The following is a 17062-nucleotide window of genomic DNA, read 5'->3' on the forward strand; positions in this document are numbered from 1 at the left end:
GCGGCATCAATTTCCTGACGGCTTGTTCTTTGAATTCTGGGCTGTAACTGGGCACTTCTTCACTCCGACCGCTCCCTCAAATATTAACGAAAAACGAGCGGACATCTATTGTGACGCAGGGGGCAGGCAACGCACACCAAACACGTACAACTTCTTGTACATCCCATACGCGTCGCGTAAACTTGTACAGTAAATTGAACAAGTGAGGTCAAGATGAAAGTTGTCTCTTTTACAGAAGCGCGCAACAGCTTAAAAGCCGTTCTTGATCGCGTCGTTGAGGATGCGAACCCGACCATCATCACTCGTCGAGACTCCCCTGATGCAGTCGTGATGTCACTCGACTATTACAACAGCCTGATGGAAACCGTGCATTTACTGCGCTCTCCGGCTAATACTCAGCACCTCAGCCGCTCTATTGAGCAATACCAAGCAGGAAAAACGAAGGCGCGGGGGTTGGTGGATGCCTGAACGTCTATTGAGTTGGACTGATGAAGCATGGAGCGACTACATTTACTGGCAGGGCCAAGATGGCAAAACGCTGAAACGTATCAACACTCTTATCAAGGATGTCATGCGTTCGCCGTTTGAGGGCATCGGCAAGCCTGAGGCCCTGAAAGCGAACCTGACAGGCTTTTGGTCACGACGAATTGATGATGTTAACCGCCTCGTCTACGCCGTTGATGACTCGGCAATTACGATTATTTCCTGCCGCTACCATTACTAGCTACATGCCAAACTTCTACAGTATCGCCCCCCTACCGCGAGGCGTGCCGGTTCGATTCCGGCCTAATCCCGTCGCTGGGAAACATCAATGGTCGGGATTGACTCCCAACATCCAATCAACTGCCAATAGCGTAGCCATCAGGTGCCCGAGGTTGCTGTTCGCTGCTTGTCGTTTCGATACTGGCATATTACGTGCCTAACTCCGCCGGCTGGGAACCCGTGCACTGCACGGCAGCGCCTGCCGAATTCTGCGCGTAACGAAAAAGCGGGCATCGTCGCCGGTCTGGCCTCGGTGACGGGCGGCAAGGCAGCGCTGGGGGTGAATGCTGTTAAGGAGGACTTACCCCGCGTGCGAGCCGACAGTACTGGCCAAATACTGACAACCAACCAAGGCGTTCCCATCGCGGATAACCAGCACTCGCTGACAGCGGGCTTGCGCGGGCCGGCGCTACTGAAGGATTTCATCCTTAGGGAAAAGCTTACACACTTCGACCACGAGCGCATTCCCGAGCGCGTCGTGCACGCCCGTGGCTCCGCCGCGCATGGTTACTTCGAGTGCTATGAAGCGCTGACCCGGACTTTCACCGCCGAGACTTATGGGAAGCCATCAAGGCGGGCGAGTACCCAGAGTGAGAGCTCGGCGTGCAGATCTTCGACGAAGAACAAGCCGAGCGATTCAGCTTCGACGTTCTCGACTCTACGAAGATCATTCCCGAGGAATTGGTGCCTGTTACGCCCATTGGCCGCATGGTACTCAACCGTAACCCGGACAACTTCTTCGCCGAAACCGAGCAGGTTGCATTCTGTACGGCGCATGTTTTGCCCGGCATCGACTTCACCAACGACCCTTTGCTTGCTGGGCGCATTCATTCTGGCCAAGCCCTTGAGTTTGTGAGAGAGCCATTCCGCCATGCCAAACCCATCATGGTGATCAACGACGGCCGGCAAGTATTGGAGGACGCAGGCGTGCCCTTAGATGAGGGAGATAGCGGGTTGGTCATCACCCAAAGGGCAACACGCAATGACATCAATGCATTCATTGAAGCCATCGCTCAGCACCGCCACCCTGCGCGAGAAACAGACCCGCCAAAAGTGTAAATACGGTGTCTCGCCTGACCACGCCTCCATAACATTGAAGCGGTCAGGCAAATTACTGAGCCACATCGAGCACGAGCCGATGTGGCTCAGTGCCGTTATGCATTAATCGTTCTAACAGCCTGCCCGCTGACAGGCAGACACAACGCGCCCACGCGCTTATGATTAAAGCGCACCCCGTGTGTCAGTAACCCCCGTTCAATTAACCGGAGCCTCTCCACCCTTCTCGCCCTTACCCATGCGCATCCACGTTCTCTCCGACCTGCATAATGAGTTTCAGCCTTTTCAGCCTTCCCAGGTAGAAGCGGATCTCGTCGTTCTGGCCGGCGACATTCACTCCAAAGGGCGCGCTGCGCAATGGGCGCTCGACACTTTCTCCGGGCCGATTCTGTTAGTGGCGGGGAATCACGACTACTACCAGTCCACCATCGAGAAAACGGACGCCGCCTTGCGGGAAGCCGCAGCGCAAAGTGGTGGCCGCTTACATTATTTGCAGCGAGACAGCATTGTGATTGATGGCGTGCGCTTCCTGGGTGCCACGGCCTGGACAGACTATCAAATTGATGAAGACCCGGCCCATGCGATGTACGAGATCGGCCAAATGCTGAATGATCATCGCAAGATCAGGGTGGGCCCGCAGTATCGGCGCTGGTCGACTCGGGATGCTGCACAAGAAGCCCACAAGACCCGCCACTGGCTGGAAAGCACGCTTAAGACGCCGTTCGCGGGGAAAACCGTCGTGGTCACGCATCACCCGCTCAGCGTCCGGTCGCTCGACCCTTTCCACCGCGGCTCCGTCCTGGATGCCGCTTTCGCCAATTCATGGGAACACCTGTTTGGCAATCACCTGGCGCTGGCCATTCATGGCCACACGCATTTCGCAGTCGATTACACAATCAACGGAACACGCATTGTCAGCAATCCCGCAGGCTATCCGGGAGAGGGAACGGGTTTTAACCCGAGCTTTATCGTGGAGGTCTGAACCCCACTGGCACAATCTGGCTGCAATTACCTGGCTAACCTCACCAGCCACTGACGCCCCCACCCCCACGGCCGCTCCCGCTGCTGCCGGACGAGCCCGAGCCAGAAGAATCTTGCTCTCTTGGCAGGCTATCTTGGATGCGGTTGGCCATGCTAGAGCTGAACCCACTGACATCGTATGAGCGGCCGCTCGTTCCGTACCAGACGGGCTGATAGCTCGCCTGCGCTTCCGCTGTATTGGCCAGAGCCGTTTCAAAGTGAGTCGTCCACGCTTTCTCGACGCCGAGCGCGACAGCATAGGGCAGCAAGGTTTCGTAGTGGGCGGGCGACAACGTGGGTGCATCTGCCAGAGCCATCCGTTCTTTTTCGGCAAGCTCCAGGTACAGCCGCAAGCCGTCGATGTCGTCCATCACCTTGCGCCCCTCGCGGCTCAGCCGCCCGATGAACGCCCATAGCAGGGTGGTAATCATCAACACAGCGAAAGCTAGCAGCAGGTTGTCGCGGGTGACGGGAGCATCGTCGTAAATAAATTCGGTAAATAGCAGCAAAATGGCAGCGGAAATCAGCAGGTTCCGCAAAATCGAGACGCGTGCCTTGCGACGCTTGTAGCGTGCTGCCGAAGGCTGTTGCCGCCACGTTTTCACCGCTTTCAAGGCGAAGTACCAAGCTACAACGGCGGTCACCCAATGGGCTGGGATCCAGCCATCCATGTATTCGACACCGGCGCTATGGTCGGATTCGTGCACGATCAGGACCAACAGCATCAGAATACCGAAACACATCCAGATCGCTTTTCTGGGCTTATAGAATGTGTGGCCGATTTCTTTCTCCACCGCATTGGAAAAAGCCTCTCCCAACTCAAGCGTTTTCACGCCGTTCTGTATATTGAACCGGAGGCTTTCCCCAACCGGTGGCAACATCTGCATGATGACCGCTTGTTCTGTGGGTAACGCTGCGTCCTCTTGGTCGGAAAGCTTGCGAACAGAAATACCTTCTTCAAGGTCTTCCAGAACCACCTTGCCTTTCACGGCCAGATCAATGATGGAAGCAGAGAATGCCGTCCAAAAGCCTGCTTCAAAATTCTTAGAAGCGTTGTAATTGACGCTGGCCGGCGACAAGCCAGCAGGCGGGTTCCATTGGGGAACCACAACGCCGGGACGAGGGTCGCGGCCAAACATCAACCACAGGGTGAACGCCAGCAGCGCACTCCAGGTGAATGTGGTCGCCCCCGCAATCGCAGATGCATAATCCTCCGACTCCCATTCACTCAGGGTTGCCTCATCGGGGGGCTGAATCACCCCCTTGGGAAGCAACAACTCAATCGTCATGTTTTCACCCGCCTCATAGGGCCGGGTTGCCGAGAACGTCACCTCGTTGCCATAGGCCTCGAATTCGGCCTCATTGCCGTCGTCACCGAAATACCCCGTATATACATTCACCGCGAGCGGCTCCACACCATCGGGCAAGACGACACGAGCCGAGAGCGCATCGATGGGGAACTCATTTTCGTTGCCGTTGACGTTCCAGATCAACCGGTCGTGGTTATCTGAAAAACTAATGACGCGGTTGATTGTGTACCGGATCTCATACTCGTAATCGCCCGGTGCCAGCTCAACATCCGCGCTTCCAATGCGGATCACCACACCACGATTGGTCTGCGTAGTGATATGGTGCTCCGCATTGCCATCGCGCTCGACGCCATACACCCACAGCCGGGATCTGGCGCGTCGCCCTTCAGCGGTGATAAAGGCAAGCGGGATTTCTCGTTGAATCCCATGCACGATCTCATCACGCTCTGCCGTAACGTGGATACGCTCAGTGACGTCGAGCTGCCCGTCCTCCAAGACCTCGATGTCGACGTGAAAATCGTTAATCCGTTCCTCAGCCTGCAGGGTCAAGGGTGCAACAAGCAGGGCAGCGGCACAGACGAGGCCCGCGATCAACCTTCCCATCACGGCCATGATTAGAACGAGACTTCGGGTACCGCGCGCTCGGCGGCGTCGGCGATTTCAAAAAACTCTTTCTTGGTAAAGCCGAAATGGGCGGCGACCAAGCTGGAGGGAAAGCTTTCTATGAGGATATTCAAATCGCGCGCTGCTGCGTTGTAATAGCGCCGTGCCATTTGAATTTCACTTTCCAAATTCTCAAGCGAGTTTTGCATCCCCAGGAAATTCTCGCTGGCCTTGAGGTCCGGATACGATTCGGCCAGTGCAAAGAGCTTGCCTAGCGCCTGGCCCAACGCCCCTTCGGCAGCCGCACGCTCCGCGACATCGCCCCCCGCAACGTTGAGCGCGTGGTTTCTTGCGTTCACCACGGCATCCAATGTTTCGCGCTCATGCGCAGCATAGCCGCGCAGCGTATTCACAAGGTTGGGAATAAGGTCGGCGCGCCGCTTAAGCTGCACATCAATGCCGGACCAGCCTTCTTCGGCAAGCTGCCGCGAACGTACCAGGCTGTTGTACAGGTAAATGACGTAGACGACTGCCGCCACGACAAGGGCGAGAACGATGAGAAGGTTTTCCATGAGACTCGTTTTTTTATTCTAGTCATCACCGCGCACCCATTCGCACTACCTCGACGCTGTTCTGGACTTGCGGCATATAAACGTAGCGGCAATCCACCCGACGAGAAACCCCAGCAGCAAAACACCAAGGTTAATCACCGGAACGACCAGCAAAACCAAGGATGATGTAGAGGTGGACGGTGTGATGAATGCCTCGTGAAATGCGAGGATATCCAGCAGGAGTATGGGCAGAATCGCGCAGACAGCCATCAACGGCCCGCGTGAGTGCCTCAACCCGACAATCACACAAGCGAGATACGGCAGAATCGACAGCATGAACAAGCCAGACGTAAAGACGTCTGGCCCGCCTTCCGGTACGAAAAAGCACGTATAAGCATGCAGAACGCACCCGGCAAGGACACCCGGCAATACGCCCCAGCGAAAAACAGCGTGAAGCGCGTCGCACCGACGCAGAACAAGGGGTTTCATTCCGCCTCCATGCGGCTCAACAGCCTTCAGCGTGCGCCAAGACTGCTGCCGGGTCGCCTGCCTTCGGACACGGTTGTGCCGTTGGAAAAAAAAGGGGTGTTCTTATTGTGTGAATGAGAACTCGCTGACGGTGCAAACGTCAACGTTCTTTTTCACGACTTCGTCACCGTCCTCGAACTCGCCTTTGAAGTCGAATTTGCAGGCGCCGCTACCGTCGTCGATATTAATCCTGATCGACTCTCCCGGCATGATGACGTCGTCGCCCAGGATGTCCTCTTCCCAGTCATTGCTGGAGGTGCGCGATGCATAGAAAGCGAAAAGGGCCGTCTTGGTTTTGTTGATAACGGTGACGTGGCGGTCCGCCGCCAGTGCAACATTGGTTCCCGCCAGGGCGGCGACGGCGATGGATGACATCAAAAGAAAACGCTTGAGCATAACTAAGCCTTATTAAAACGTTGAAAGGACAGCGGTTGTGTGCGTCGTACTGTACGATTCTGAAAAATTTCGCAACATCCCTGAAATTGGGTAATTTTGCGGTTTATCGCTAAAAACCCTGTTTCTACAGATGACAGGCGGCGTTCAGTCTCATACGATTCCGTAGCTGCGAGGTATTTAAAAATTCGCCTAGCCTGACCGCGCCACGCAGGGTGAGCCTTGCGCATCCTTGCATAGTCAATAAGGGCGCCAATGCGGCAGATCCAAAGGAACTTCGTATGAGTGACTCCCTTCCCCAACTACAGGCTGTGTTGCCGTCTCCGGTGCTCGTCGTAGAGGATGAACCCCTGCTGCAACAGCGCCTGCATGGAATTCTGTTGGGGCTTGGCTATGCTCCGGAGGCGCTGCATTGCGCAGCTAGTCTGAGCGAAGCCCGTCGATACTTGGCCAGCCACCCTGTCACACTGGCATTGGTCGACTTGATGCTGCCCGACGGCAACGGGCTGGACCTCATCGCCCAGATGCGCGCCGAGGTGCCGGACATGGGCATTTTGGTTGTCTCCGCCTGGAGTTCTGAGGAATCCATCTTGAGCGCCTTACGTGCAGGCGCTACGGGCTACGTGCTGAAGGAGCGGGACGATATCGAAGTGTCTATGGCCATTCGCAGCGTGCTGCGCGGCGGCGCACCGATCGACCCTTTTATTGCCCGCCGGATTCTGCAGTTGCTGCCCTTGGGCAACGCTAACCAGGGGGCGGGGCTGCCAAAGGCAACGCACTTCCCTCAGATGTCGCAACAATCCGGGCGCCCCGGCCCTGCCGCCATGGCTCCCGACGTCACTCCAAGCGACTCCCTCAGTGAACGCGAAGAACAGATTCTTTGTCTGGTCGCGGATGGGCTGACAAACCGGGAAATCGCCGAACACTTATTTATCTCGCGCTATACGGTAGAAAGCCACGTCAAACGCATCTACCGCAAACTGTCGGTTTCCTCTCGAACCATGGCAGTACGCGCAGGCCGGGCACGCGGGGTCATCGAATGACCCGTCTGCTAGCCTTTTGGCTGGCTCTGTGCGGATTCTGTTTAACGCTGGGTGCAACGCCTGCCCTGGCGGAATCAGTACAAGACTGTGCGCCGCAAGTGCTGTCCATTGAAGCAGCGCGCGCCGGCACTGAAGATATGCAGCGCCCCGTCGACGGCTGGGTGCCGGTAACATTGCCCGATATCTGGCTGCAGCGCTGGCCCGGCTACGAAGGCACGGTGTGGTATCGCATCATGTGGAAGCGCAGCTGCGAGCTCGAGACGTCCACGGCAGAGAACCCGCCGCTTGGGTTGAGCCTGGGAGGCATCAGCATGGCGGGCGAAGTCTACCTGAACGACGATCTGCTGTGGCGCGATGCGTCTCTGGTGGAGCCCTTGTCACAGTCATGGAATATGCCCCGCCGCTGGGTGCTGCCGGAATCCGCGCTGCGCGACGGCGTCAATACGATCTGGGTACGTGTGGTCGGCATGGCTGCGTACACGCCCGGTCTTGGGCCAATGTATTTGGGCACTGCAGCTGAAGCCGAAGCGGTTCATACCGCCAACCTTTGGCGTCAGCGCAATGTGCATTACATCGCCCTTGGCCTGTCGGCGGCTATGGGTTGTATCTACTTGGTAGTCTGGTGCCTGCGGCGTTCTGAGCAAGCGTTCGGCTGGTATGCGCTGATGTCACTGTGCTGGGTGGTTTACATGGCCACCATTCTTGCAACCGATGCCTGGCCATTTAACAGCATTCAGGCGCATTCACGCTTGAACAACATCAGCTTCTTGCTATACGTGACGGCTTTTTGCCTGTTTACCTGGCGTTTTGGCGCGCAACACCTGCCGCGTACGGAAAAAGCATTGTGGGTCGTTACAGGGCTTGGGCTGATCGTGTCGTTAGTTGCGCCCCGCTCGGCCATGGAACTGGTGTGGGCCGTTTTTGTACTGATTTTCCTGGCAAACTGCCTGCAATTTCAATGGCATGCCTGGCGCACACGCGATCCGCAGCATTTACTTTTGGCGCTATGCTGGCTGATCTTCTTAGTGGTCGGCACTCACGATGTCGTTGTGCTGCTTAACGGCTGGGGCTCACACGAGATGTGGGGAGCGGTTTCTAGCCCGATCACCGTCCTGTTCATGGCACTGCTGCTAGGCGGGCGGCTGGCTTCCAGCATGCATCGCATCGAACACTTCAACCAGGAATTGCAGGAACATGCTTCCCAGGCGCGTGCTGAGCTGGCAGACGTTCTGGCACGAGAACACGATCAGGCGCTCTTCCACGCTAGGCTGCGAGAACGAATGGCGATTGTCCATGATCTGCACGACGGCTTGGGCGGCAGTCTGGTACGCAGCATGGCGCTAGTCGAGCAGACACAGCAGCCTCTGAGCAACGAGCGCATGCTATCTCTATTGAAAGTCCTGCGCGACGACCTGCGCCAAGTGATAGATTACGAATCCAGCGCCAGCACAGTCGTGCCGGATACACCAACTCAGTGGATCGCGCCCTTACGCCATCGTTTCACGCGTCTGTTTGATGAGCTCGGGATCGATATTTCATGGCAAGTAACCGGCCAGTGGCAGGCAAGGCCTAGCGCTATCCATTGCCTCGGTTTGGCCCGTGTTATCGAAGAAGCCCTATCCAATGTCATCAAGCACAGTCGCGCGCGCCAAGTCCACGTGACCTGCTCGCAACCGACAGCGGACACCTTGCGTATCACTGTCGAAGACGATGGGTTGGGCTTCGATCTGGAAGCCGTGCGCGAAGCCGGGCTAGGCGTGGGCATGCGCAGCATATCGGCACGCGTCGAACGCATGGGCGGGAACCTGGATGTGTCGTCAGGCCCGAATGGAACCCGTGTGTGCGTGGTGATTCAACTGGCTTAAAGCATTCCGCCCTGGCAGAACAACAGGAATAACAACGCCCTGAAGCCTTTTGCTCTGGCAGAAAACAAGCCAATCAAAAACCGGCTTTTCTCAATCCAGCAAACAAACTATAAATTTCAGCCCAATTCTTCCGTTAATAAATCATTGCTTAAGAAACTTAACGGAGCCGTCATGAAAATTGCCGACTACAGCATCGGTATGAACAGCGAGCATACCTATGCCAGGCAAGTCAGCCGTACGGAAACGCTGCGCGCCTGGGTGGGCGACCAACGCCCAGACTTCGAAGCGCAGGCCAACCCCGGCCAAACCACCACAACATCCGCACAAGTAGCGATTTCCGAAGCCGCCCGCCAGGCTGTAGCCGCCGCTGCGGAACAACAGAAAACAGCCCCCTCAGAAGCTGAAGCGGAGCAGGCCGCAGCCGTCGAATCCATCAATGACGACACGATCACCGACCCCAAGCTAGGCTTGCTGATAAAAATTGTCGAGGCGCTGACCGGGAAAAAGGTCAAGCTCATGGATGCGGGAGAAATCGGCAAAATAGCCGGCTACAACGATGAGCTTGCCGAGGTTGAATCTCAAAAGATTAACCTCCAGGCTAACCACGGTAGCGGTGAGGCTGAATTGCAAGGCTGGGGCGTGGAATACGACTTCCACGAAGAAATATACGAGTCCGAGAAAACCTCATTCAGCGCCAGCGGTGAAATTCATACTGCAGACGGCAAGCGCATCCAGTTCGATATCACCCTGCAGATGAGCCGCGAGTTTTATCAGCAAACTTCTGTCTCATTCCGGGCAGGTGACGCCCAACGCAAAGACCCTCTGGTCATCAATTTTGAGGGCAATGCGGCCGAGCTCACCGACCAAAAGTTTGATTTCGATATTGATGCCGACGGCCAGGTAGACCGCATTTCCTTCCTCAGTTCCGCCAGCGGCTTTCTGGCGCTGGATAAAAACGGCAATGGCACAATTGACGATGGCAGTGAGCTGTTCGGCACCCGCACGGGTAACGGCTTCGCTGAGCTGGCTGCTTACGACAGCGACGGCAATGGCTGGATAGACGAGAACGACGCCATCTTCGCCAGCCTGCGTATCTGGACCAAAGACGCCAACGGTGACGATCACCTGAGCACGCTGGCCGAACGCAATATCGGCGCCCTATATCTGGGGCAAACCGCTACGCCGTTCGACCTTAAAGACAAGCGCAACAACCAGCACGGCCAGATACTGAGCACCGGCCTATATTTGTCTGAAAATGGTCGGGTAGGCACCATGCAACAGCTAGACTTATTCGTCTAAGGCAGGCACAAAACCGTTCAAGCTTGAAAAACATTCCTCATCTGATATTATGAAATGTCGTTTAATAACAATGAGGTATGCCTTTGTTTACATTAATTCTTCCAAATTCCCGTGCACATCACCGTTCACATCACGCCCTGCACGACAAAGGGAAACCCTCTTTTGTCAGGCGTGTTTTCTCGCGTGGCCAGGCTTTCGGCCAGCGCAACGGCTTAGAAAAAAATCATATCAACGCCGATAATCAGGGCAGCCCCGCCACAAGCACTCAGGGCTGATCACCTCTCACCCGCAGAACTCGCGGGTTGATCTCTCTTCCAGTCGCATCGGCAGGTGCCTTCCCACATCGCAGCTTACAAGCAGCTACGGGCTCGCCGGACTGGAGATACGCGTGCAACTGAGGGCTATTGAGCCGCCCCATGTTCCGCTTCTGAATACGGCGCCAACATTTCTTTTTGACGCTTTTCCATTTCCTTACGCAATTGGCGCCGCACCTGGGCCGCGGCAAAGCGACGCTTTTCATCGTACGTGGACGGCTGCAGGGGTGGCACAGCCACCGGCTTGTGGTTGTCGTCCACAGCGACCATAGTAAAAAAACAGCTGTTTACGTGCCGCACCACCCCATCGCGGATGTTTTCGGCAATCACCTTGATGCCGATTTCCATAGACGAATTACCGGTGTGGTTCACACTGGCAAGGAAGGTCACCAGTTCACCCACATGCACAGGCTGGCGGAAGGTGACCTGGTCAACGCTTAGGGTAACGACATAACGCTTGGCGTAGCGGCTGGCACAGGCATAAGCCACTTGATCAAGTAACTTGAGTATTGTGCCGCCATGCACGTTTCCAGAGAAGTTCGCGGTGTCAGGGGTCATCAGTATCGTCATGGATAGCTGATGTGCGGGCAAGTTCATGTCTTTCCTCAGTATGATTTCTGCGATAGGTGTCTTCACCCATGGCCTGAATCTGCTGCGCTACCATTTTATTGAAAGGTTTCAATAAAGGCTGGAAATCTTGCTCAGGCTCCAGAATATGCAGCGCGCGCACGATGGCTTCGATGCTGGCCACCGCCGCAGGCTCGCTGGCTTTACGCACCCGGTATGCAGAGGGCTCGCCCGGAGGCAAGCTCAGGCGCAGCAAGGTGTTCAGAATGGGGTTTGAACGAATGAGGCGACGGGCCTTGCGCCAGGTTCCATCCGGCACAACCAGAATCGTGGACGCCTTGGCCGCCACCGTCGGCGCTTGCAACACACTGCTTTCATTTTCTGCTGGAAACAGCAGCAAGGCCTGTTCGGCCACGGCGAGCTTGTCGGCCAGTTGCGGGAAGGTTTCTCCCACCAACAGTTCGGCCCTGGCCAGCCCTAACACCGCCAAGCGAGCGGTGTTCAAAGGGTGGCGGGCTTCATCGGGGTGTTGCAGCACAAGCACATGCGTGTGATTGTGCAGATTTGGAATGTCGGCGCACAGACAGTGCGAGGCGGGCCGCAAACAGCGGCCACAGCGTGGCCTGCGCGCCTTTTCCTGTTCCAGCTTACTTGCCTGCCAATGCGGCCGGGCGCACATAGCCGGGGAAGTGCTTATCGAGCGCTTCCTTGAAGAACGGCGACTCGAACGCTTTGGCCAGATCCTGAGCCCAGGGCTTTTCAGCGTCTTCCGTGCGCACCGCTACGACTTGCTGGTACTCAATGGGCGGCTCTTCCAACACCAGGGCGCTGGTCAAGTCCAGGCCTGCGGCAATCGCGAAGTTGCCGGGCACGATGGAAAACTCGGAATCACCGACAGTACGCGGCAATTGCGCAGCTTCAACAGGCTGCAGCTTGATTTTCTTGGGATTCTCCGTGACATCGCGTTCAGCAACGCGCAGCGGGTCGATATCCTGCTTGACTTTCACCATGCCGTGGACTTGCAGCAGCTGCAGGGCACGAGCCAGATTGCTCGGGTCGTTAGGCAGCGTGTAGCGGTCGCCTTCCTGCGTTTCTTCCAGGCTCTTGCGTGACTTGGAATAAATGCCCATGGGCGCGGTGGTGCTTTGCGCCAGGTCGATGAGGTCCAGCTTCTTATCGGTCTTGAAGCGGTTCAGATAAGCAATGTGCTGAAACAGGTTGGCATCCAGCGAACCTTGTGCCAACGCCAGGTTGGGCTGCACGTAGTCGTTGAACTCAACCAGTTTGACTTTATAGCCTTGCTCTTCGAGCTGGGGCACGATGGCCAGCTTGAGAACGTCGTAGTTATAGCCAGCGGTGGCCCCGAAGACCAAGCTGGTTTTGTTGGGATCTGCTGCTTGTACGGCGGTAGTGCCCAGTGCCACGGCGGCAGCGAATGCTGCCAGGACGGTACGGCGACGAAGATTCAACATGGAACGACTCCTGGAGTGTCAAGAACGATAATAAAAACAAGCAAGCGGATCAGCGTTTGTCGAGCCGGTGGGCAATCGCGTTGCCGCCAAACTGAATGATCTGCACCAGCACAATCAGCAACGCCACGGTCAGCAGCATGACGTCTGTCTGGAAGCGGTAATAGCCATAGCGAATGGCCAAGTCGCCAATTCCGCCGCCGCCCACCACACCGGCAACGGCTGAATAAGAAAGAAAGCTTACGGCCAGAACGGTGAGCGCCAGCACCAGCCCGGCGCGCGCTTCACGCACCAGTACGCGGCGCACAATCTGCAGTTGCGAGGCCCCCATGGCTTCGGCGGCTTCAATCACGCCACGCGGCACTTCACGCAAGCTTTGCTCAACCAAACGCGCGAAGTACGGCACCGCCGCCACAGAAAGCGGCACGGACGCCGCCAGCGGCCCGATAGATGTGCCCACCAACGCTGCGGTGACAGGGGTCAGCACCACCAGCAAAATGATGAAGGGGAAAGAACGCACCGTATTAACGACCCAACTGACAATCAGGTAGGCGCTGCGATTTTCCAATGTCTGGTTCGGCCCCATCTGGAACAGCAATACACCCAGTGGGCCGCCCAGGACGATGGCGCAAGCCACGCCGATACCCAGCATGAGAAAGGTCTGAGCGATGGACACCCAAAGCTCGGGCAAAATGGCGATGATGTTTTCACTCATGGGATTAGGCTTCGCTGAAAGACTTGGCAGGTTCACCGATACGGGCGGCGTGCTGACTCAAAATAACGGCCTTTTGGCGCTCACGCTCCAATTCGCGCCCCAGCACGCTGATGCGCTGAATCGAATGGTCGTCGGTATCAAACTGTTCCACCAACTCGCCGTTTTCCAAAACGGCCACGCGTGTGCAAAGGGCCTGCACGACCGGCAGCTCATGGGTCACGATCACAATGGTGACGCCGAGCTTCTCGTTAATGTCGCGCAAGGTATCCAGCACGGTGCGCGTGGTGTCGGCATCCAGCGCAGAAGTGGGCTCATCGCACAGCAGCACCTGCGGGCGCGGCGCCAGCGCACGGGCAATCGCCACACGCTGCTTCTGCCCGCCCGACAACTGCGCGGGGTAATGCTGTAGTTTGTCGCTCAACCCCACCAGCGCCAAGCACTCATGCACCCGTTCCTTCAATGCTTTCTTGCTAAAACGGCCATGCAAGGTGAGCGGGAACGCCACGTTTTCGTACACTGTGGCGTTTTGCAGCAAATTGAACTGCTGAAAAATCATGCCCAGATTTTGTCGGGCAACACGCAATTGCTTCTTTGAAAGCTGGGTGAGATCTTCACCATTCAGAAGCACTTTCCCGGTATCGGGCCGCTCCAGCAGGTTGATCAGTCGCAATAAGGTAGACTTGCCCGCGCCGCTGCGGCCGATCAGCCCGAAAATCTGTCCTTGAGCGATATCCAGCGTCACGGGGCGTACGGCATTGAATGTGCCGCCGTCCGGAAGAACAAACGTCTTGCTGACCTCCATCAAACGTATCAGGGGAGGCGCATCGGATTGATTTAGTGAATGCATGTGAGATCGGTTGACTACCGAACGGTCTAAAGGCGCGGTGGTAACAAACATTAAATTATAACGCGCCGCCGCTGGCGCCGAATGCATTGTCCTACCATTATTTACTTATAAGCTTATGCCGGAGCTTTTGCTCACCCCACCCTCTTCCCACTCAGCGACGCCAGAGGCTTGGCCCTCTCTAAGCCCTTGAAACGCAAATTATTCAAGTTGGTACACGATGTTTGTTAAAGTAATTTATCACTAGATGTAGTAAGGCAGCATATTGCGCACACTACATATAGTTTATAAACTGTGGCTTCAAAAACAGACGACGCGGGTGCATTAAGCCCTCCAAACCAGCGATCGCAGCGGCTTTAACAGCCTCCACAAAACATCCCCACGCCTGTCATCATCAGCGTTGACGGGCGCCTCCAAAGACAGAATTGAGGTTTTAAACCAAATGAACCAGCCAAAGACATTGAACGTCACCAAACGTGACGGCCGAACAGAACCCATTGATCTGGACAAAATCCACCGCGTCGTCGAATGGGCAGCCAAAGATCTGGACAACGTTTCGGTGTCTCAAGTCGAGCTGCGTTCGCACATCCAGTTCTACGATGGAATCCGCACCAGCGACATCCACGAAACCATTATTAAATCGGCTGCCGACCTCATCTCGGAAGACACTCCCGACTATCAATACCTGGCCGCCCGTCTAGCTATTTTCCATCTGCGCAAGATCGCCTATGGTCAGTTTGAGCCGCCTCATCTGTACGACCACGTGCAGCGGCTGACTGAAATGGAAAAGTACGACGCTCACCTGCTGGCCGACTACAGCCGCGCCGAATTCGATGAGCTGAACGATCATATCGACCACTGGCGCGATATGAACTTTTCGTATGCGGCAGTCAAGCAGCTGGAAGGTAAATATCTGGTCCAGAACCGCGTCACCAAGGAAATCTACGAAAGCCCGCAGTTCCTGTACATGCTGGTGGCCATGTGCTTGTTTTCCAAGTACCCAGCCGACACGCGACTGGATTACATCAAACGTTTCTACGATGCGGTATCGCAGTTCAAGATCTCTCTGCCCACGCCGATTATGTCCGGTGTGCGCACCCCCACCCGCCAGTTCAGTTCCTGCGTGCTGATCGAATGCGGCGACAGCCTGGACAGCATCAATGCTACGACCAGCGCCATCGTGCGGTACGTCTCGCAACGCGCCGGCATCGGCATTAATGGCGGCCGTATCCGCGCACTGGGTAGTGAAATCCGTGGTGGCGAAGCTCAGCATACGGGCTGCATCCCCTTCTTCAAGATGTTCCAAGCCGCCGTCAAATCGTGCTCCCAGGGTGGGGTCCGGGGCGGCGCAGCCACATTGTTCTACCCCCTATGGCACCTTGAGGTGGAAAGCCTGCTGGTCTTGAAGAACAACCGGGGCGTGGAAGAAAACCGTATCCGCCATCTGGATTACGGCGTGCAGATCAACCGCCTGATGTATCAGCGCCTGATCAAAGGCGGCAACATCACCCTGTTCTCGCCGCACGATGTGCCCGGCCTGTACGATGCCTTCTTTGCTGATCAAGACGAATTCGAACGCCTTTACGAACAGTACGAGCAAGACCCCGCCATTCGCAAGCGCAGCTTGCCCGCCGTTGAACTGTTCTCCCTGATGATGCAGGAACGTGCCGGCACCGGCCGCATTTACATCCAGAACGTTGACCACTGCAATACGCACAGCCCCTTCGACCCCAAGCAAGCGCCCGTGCGTCAGTCGAACCTGTGCATGGAAATCGCCCTGCCGACCAAGGCATTGAACGACCTCAACGACCCGGAAGGCGAAATCGCCCTGTGCACGCTGTCGGCCATCAACCTAGGCGAGCTGGAATCGCTCGATGAACTCGAAGGCCTGACCGACCTCATCGTGCGCGCACTGGATGCCCTGCTCGATTACCAGGACTACCCCGTAAAGGCCGCTCTGAACGCAACAGAAAAGCGCCGCTCCCTGGGCGTCGGCGTTATTAACTACGCCTACTACTTGGCCAAAAATGGTGTGCGTTATTCCGATGACTCTGCGCTGGGCCTGACCCACCGCACATTCGAGGCCATGCAGTACTACCTGCTCAAGGCGTCGGTACAACTGTCGCAGGAATACGGGCCTTGCAAAGCGTTCAACGAAACCACCTACGCGGCCGGCATCCTGCCTATCGACACCTATAAGAAAGACCTGGACACCCTCTGCAATGAGCCTCTGCAATTGGATTGGGAAACGCTGCGCGCCGATATCCAGAAGCATGGCCTGCGTAACTCCACCCTCACGGCCCTGATGCCTTCCGAAACCTCCAGCCAGATCGCCAATGCCACCAACGGTATTGAGCCGCCGCGTGGCCTGGTTTCGGTCAAGCAATCCAAAGACGGCATTCTGCGCCAAGTCGTGCCCGAGTTTGAACGCCTGAAAGGTCAGTACGAGCTGCTATGGCAAATGCCCAGTAACGATGGCTACCTGAAACTGGTGTCCGTCATGCAGAAGTTCGTTGACCAATCCATTTCGGCTAACACCAACTACGACCCGCAGCGTTTTGAAGGCGGCCGTGTGCCCATGAAGCAGTTGCTGCGCGACCTGCTGCTGGCCTACAAGTATGGCGTAAAAACGCTGTATTACCACAACACCCGCGATGGCGCCGACGACCCCAATGCCATGCTTGAGGACGACGACTGCGCAAGCGGTGCATGCAAGATCTAAG

Annotated in this window: 17 protein-coding genes and 1 pseudogene; 9 read left to right on the plus strand and 9 right to left on the minus strand. The window is 56.4% G+C overall.

Annotated elements, in window-relative coordinates; translation table 11 throughout:
• Positions 1 to 213: 213 nt before the first annotated feature.
• From VRY85_RS12750 to VRY85_RS12770, 5 genes and pseudogenes are all read left to right on the plus strand, one after another.
• A complete protein-coding gene (locus VRY85_RS12750; RefSeq protein WP_414598980.1) occupies positions 214 to 468 on the plus strand; it encodes a type II toxin-antitoxin system Phd/YefM family antitoxin in 255 nt (84 codons plus the stop codon).
• The gene (locus VRY85_RS12755; protein WP_414598981.1) at positions 461 to 724 is read left to right on the plus strand and encodes a Txe/YoeB family addiction module toxin; all 264 of its coding nucleotides are present in this window, start codon (positions 461 to 463) and stop codon (positions 722 to 724) included. Before VRY85_RS12750 ends, VRY85_RS12755 begins: the two co-directional genes overlap by 8 nt.
• Positions 725 to 1072: 348 nt before the next feature.
• Positions 1073 to 1347: pseudogene (locus VRY85_RS12760) on the plus strand (catalase); the annotation flags it as partial.
• A gap of 18 nt (positions 1348 to 1365) precedes the next feature.
• Positions 1366 to 1821 carry a catalase gene (locus tag VRY85_RS12765; protein WP_414598982.1) on the plus strand — a complete coding sequence of 152 codons (456 nt, stop codon included), beginning with the start codon at positions 1366 to 1368 and terminating at the stop codon, positions 1819 to 1821.
• A 235-nt stretch (positions 1822 to 2056) separates the two neighbouring features.
• Complete coding sequence (locus VRY85_RS12770; RefSeq protein ID WP_414598983.1) at positions 2057 to 2800, plus strand: metallophosphoesterase; 744 nt, start codon at positions 2057 to 2059, stop codon at positions 2798 to 2800.
• A gap of 40 nt (positions 2801 to 2840) precedes the next feature.
• On the opposite strand, the gene VRY85_RS12775 is transcribed toward VRY85_RS12770, so the two are convergent.
• The 4 genes from VRY85_RS12775 to VRY85_RS12790 form a co-directional block, all read right to left on the minus strand.
• Positions 2841 to 4751, minus strand: a complete 1911-nt coding sequence (locus tag VRY85_RS12775; RefSeq protein WP_414598984.1) for a DUF2207 domain-containing protein — start codon at positions 4749 to 4751, stop codon at positions 2841 to 2843.
• Positions 4752 to 4762: 11 nt separating this feature from the next.
• A complete protein-coding gene (locus VRY85_RS12780; RefSeq protein ID WP_414598985.1) occupies positions 4763 to 5323 on the minus strand; it encodes a LemA family protein in 561 nt (186 codons plus the stop codon).
• A gap of 45 nt (positions 5324 to 5368) precedes the next feature.
• Entirely contained in the window at positions 5369 to 5791 is a 423-nt protein-coding gene (locus tag VRY85_RS12785; RefSeq protein WP_414598986.1) for a hypothetical protein, read from the minus strand.
• Between the two features lie 102 nt (positions 5792 to 5893).
• Complete coding sequence (locus VRY85_RS12790; protein ID WP_414598987.1) at positions 5894 to 6205, minus strand: hypothetical protein; 312 nt, start codon at positions 6203 to 6205, stop codon at positions 5894 to 5896.
• Positions 6206 to 6504: 299 nt separating this feature from the next.
• On the opposite strand from VRY85_RS12790, the gene VRY85_RS12795 reads away from it, so the two are divergent.
• The 3 genes from VRY85_RS12795 (at position 6505) to VRY85_RS12805 (ending at position 10430) form a co-directional block, all read left to right on the plus strand.
• Complete coding sequence (locus tag VRY85_RS12795) at positions 6505 to 7266, plus strand: LuxR C-terminal-related transcriptional regulator (RefSeq protein WP_414598988.1); 762 nt, start codon at positions 6505 to 6507, stop codon at positions 7264 to 7266.
• Positions 7263 to 9131 carry a 7TM diverse intracellular signaling domain-containing protein gene (locus VRY85_RS12800; protein WP_414598989.1) on the plus strand — a complete coding sequence of 623 codons (1869 nt, stop codon included), beginning with the start codon at positions 7263 to 7265 and terminating at the stop codon, positions 9129 to 9131. Before VRY85_RS12795 ends, VRY85_RS12800 begins: the two co-directional genes overlap by 4 nt.
• A 171-nt stretch (positions 9132 to 9302) precedes the next feature.
• On the plus strand, positions 9303 to 10430 hold the full coding sequence (locus tag VRY85_RS12805) for a hypothetical protein (RefSeq protein WP_414598990.1): 1128 nt from the start codon (positions 9303 to 9305) through the stop codon (positions 10428 to 10430).
• Positions 10431 to 10831: 401 nt separating this feature from the next.
• Here the strand turns inward: VRY85_RS12805 and VRY85_RS12810 are convergent, their stop codons facing one another.
• The 5 genes from VRY85_RS12810 to VRY85_RS12830 are packed head-to-tail and all read right to left on the minus strand — an operon-like array spanning position 10832 to position 14342.
• Positions 10832 to 11341 (minus strand): acyl-CoA thioesterase, encoded by a 510-nt coding sequence (locus tag VRY85_RS12810; protein WP_414598991.1) that lies wholly within the window; start codon positions 11339 to 11341, stop codon positions 10832 to 10834.
• Complete coding sequence (locus tag VRY85_RS12815) at positions 11292 to 11990, minus strand: tRNA-uridine aminocarboxypropyltransferase (RefSeq protein WP_414598992.1); 699 nt, start codon at positions 11988 to 11990, stop codon at positions 11292 to 11294. Before VRY85_RS12815 ends, VRY85_RS12810 begins: the two co-directional genes overlap by 50 nt.
• Positions 11959 to 12783, minus strand: coding sequence for a MetQ/NlpA family ABC transporter substrate-binding protein (locus VRY85_RS12820; protein WP_414598993.1), 825 nt, complete (start codon positions 12781 to 12783; stop codon positions 11959 to 11961). The genes VRY85_RS12815 and VRY85_RS12820 overlap by 32 nt, the downstream gene beginning before the upstream one ends.
• Positions 12784 to 12832: 49 nt before the next feature.
• On the minus strand, positions 12833 to 13495 hold the full coding sequence (locus VRY85_RS12825) for a methionine ABC transporter permease (RefSeq protein WP_414598994.1): 663 nt from the start codon (positions 13493 to 13495) through the stop codon (positions 12833 to 12835).
• Positions 13496 to 13499: 4 nt separating this feature from the next.
• Positions 13500 to 14342 (minus strand): methionine ABC transporter ATP-binding protein, encoded by an 843-nt coding sequence (locus VRY85_RS12830; protein WP_414598995.1) that lies wholly within the window; start codon positions 14340 to 14342, stop codon positions 13500 to 13502.
• Positions 14343 to 14781: 439 nt separating this feature from the next.
• On the opposite strand from VRY85_RS12830, the gene nrdA reads away from it, so the two are divergent.
• Positions 14782 to 17061 (plus strand): class 1a ribonucleoside-diphosphate reductase subunit alpha, encoded by a 2280-nt coding sequence (gene nrdA, locus VRY85_RS12835; protein ID WP_414598996.1) that lies wholly within the window; start codon positions 14782 to 14784, stop codon positions 17059 to 17061.
• Position 17062 lies beyond the last annotated feature (1 nt).

Origin of the sequence: Achromobacter sp. F4_2707 (assembly GCF_047501535.1) — a bacterium.
In the GTDB taxonomy this organism is placed as follows: Bacteria; Pseudomonadota; Gammaproteobacteria; order Burkholderiales; family Burkholderiaceae_B; genus Yanghanlia.

Excerpts from the sequence above, each read along its gene's own strand:
- VRY85_RS12750 (WP_414598980.1), top strand. The coding sequence starts at position 214 with ATGAAAGTTGTCTCTTTTACAGAAGCGCGCAACAGCTTAAAAGCCGTT.
- VRY85_RS12755 (WP_414598981.1), top strand. The coding sequence starts at position 461 with ATGCCTGAACGTCTATTGAGTTGGACTGATGAAGCATGGAGCGACTAC.
- VRY85_RS12770 (WP_414598983.1), top strand. The coding sequence starts at position 2,057 with ATGCGCATCCACGTTCTCTCCGACCTGCATAATGAGTTTCAGCCTTTT.
- VRY85_RS12775 (WP_414598984.1), bottom strand. The coding sequence starts at position 4,751 with ATGGGAAGGTTGATCGCGGGCCTCGTCTGTGCCGCTGCCCTGCTTGTT.
- VRY85_RS12780 (WP_414598985.1), bottom strand. The coding sequence starts at position 5,323 with ATGGAAAACCTTCTCATCGTTCTCGCCCTTGTCGTGGCGGCAGTCGTC.
- VRY85_RS12785 (WP_414598986.1), bottom strand. The coding sequence starts at position 5,791 with ATGAAACCCCTTGTTCTGCGTCGGTGCGACGCGCTTCACGCTGTTTTT.
- VRY85_RS12790 (WP_414598987.1), bottom strand. The coding sequence starts at position 6,205 with ATGTCATCCATCGCCGTCGCCGCCCTGGCGGGAACCAATGTTGCACTG.
- VRY85_RS12795 (WP_414598988.1), top strand. The coding sequence starts at position 6,505 with ATGAGTGACTCCCTTCCCCAACTACAGGCTGTGTTGCCGTCTCCGGTG.
- VRY85_RS12800 (WP_414598989.1), top strand. The coding sequence starts at position 7,263 with ATGACCCGTCTGCTAGCCTTTTGGCTGGCTCTGTGCGGATTCTGTTTA.
- VRY85_RS12805 (WP_414598990.1), top strand. The coding sequence starts at position 9,303 with ATGAAAATTGCCGACTACAGCATCGGTATGAACAGCGAGCATACCTAT.
- VRY85_RS12810 (WP_414598991.1), bottom strand. The coding sequence starts at position 11,341 with ATGAACTTGCCCGCACATCAGCTATCCATGACGATACTGATGACCCCT.
- VRY85_RS12815 (WP_414598992.1), bottom strand. The coding sequence starts at position 11,990 with ATGTGCGCCCGGCCGCATTGGCAGGCAAGTAAGCTGGAACAGGAAAAG.
- VRY85_RS12820 (WP_414598993.1), bottom strand. The coding sequence starts at position 12,783 with ATGTTGAATCTTCGTCGCCGTACCGTCCTGGCAGCATTCGCTGCCGCC.
- VRY85_RS12825 (WP_414598994.1), bottom strand. The coding sequence starts at position 13,495 with ATGAGTGAAAACATCATCGCCATTTTGCCCGAGCTTTGGGTGTCCATC.
- VRY85_RS12830 (WP_414598995.1), bottom strand. The coding sequence starts at position 14,342 with ATGCATTCACTAAATCAATCCGATGCGCCTCCCCTGATACGTTTGATG.
- nrdA (WP_414598996.1), top strand. The coding sequence starts at position 14,782 with ATGAACCAGCCAAAGACATTGAACGTCACCAAACGTGACGGCCGAACA.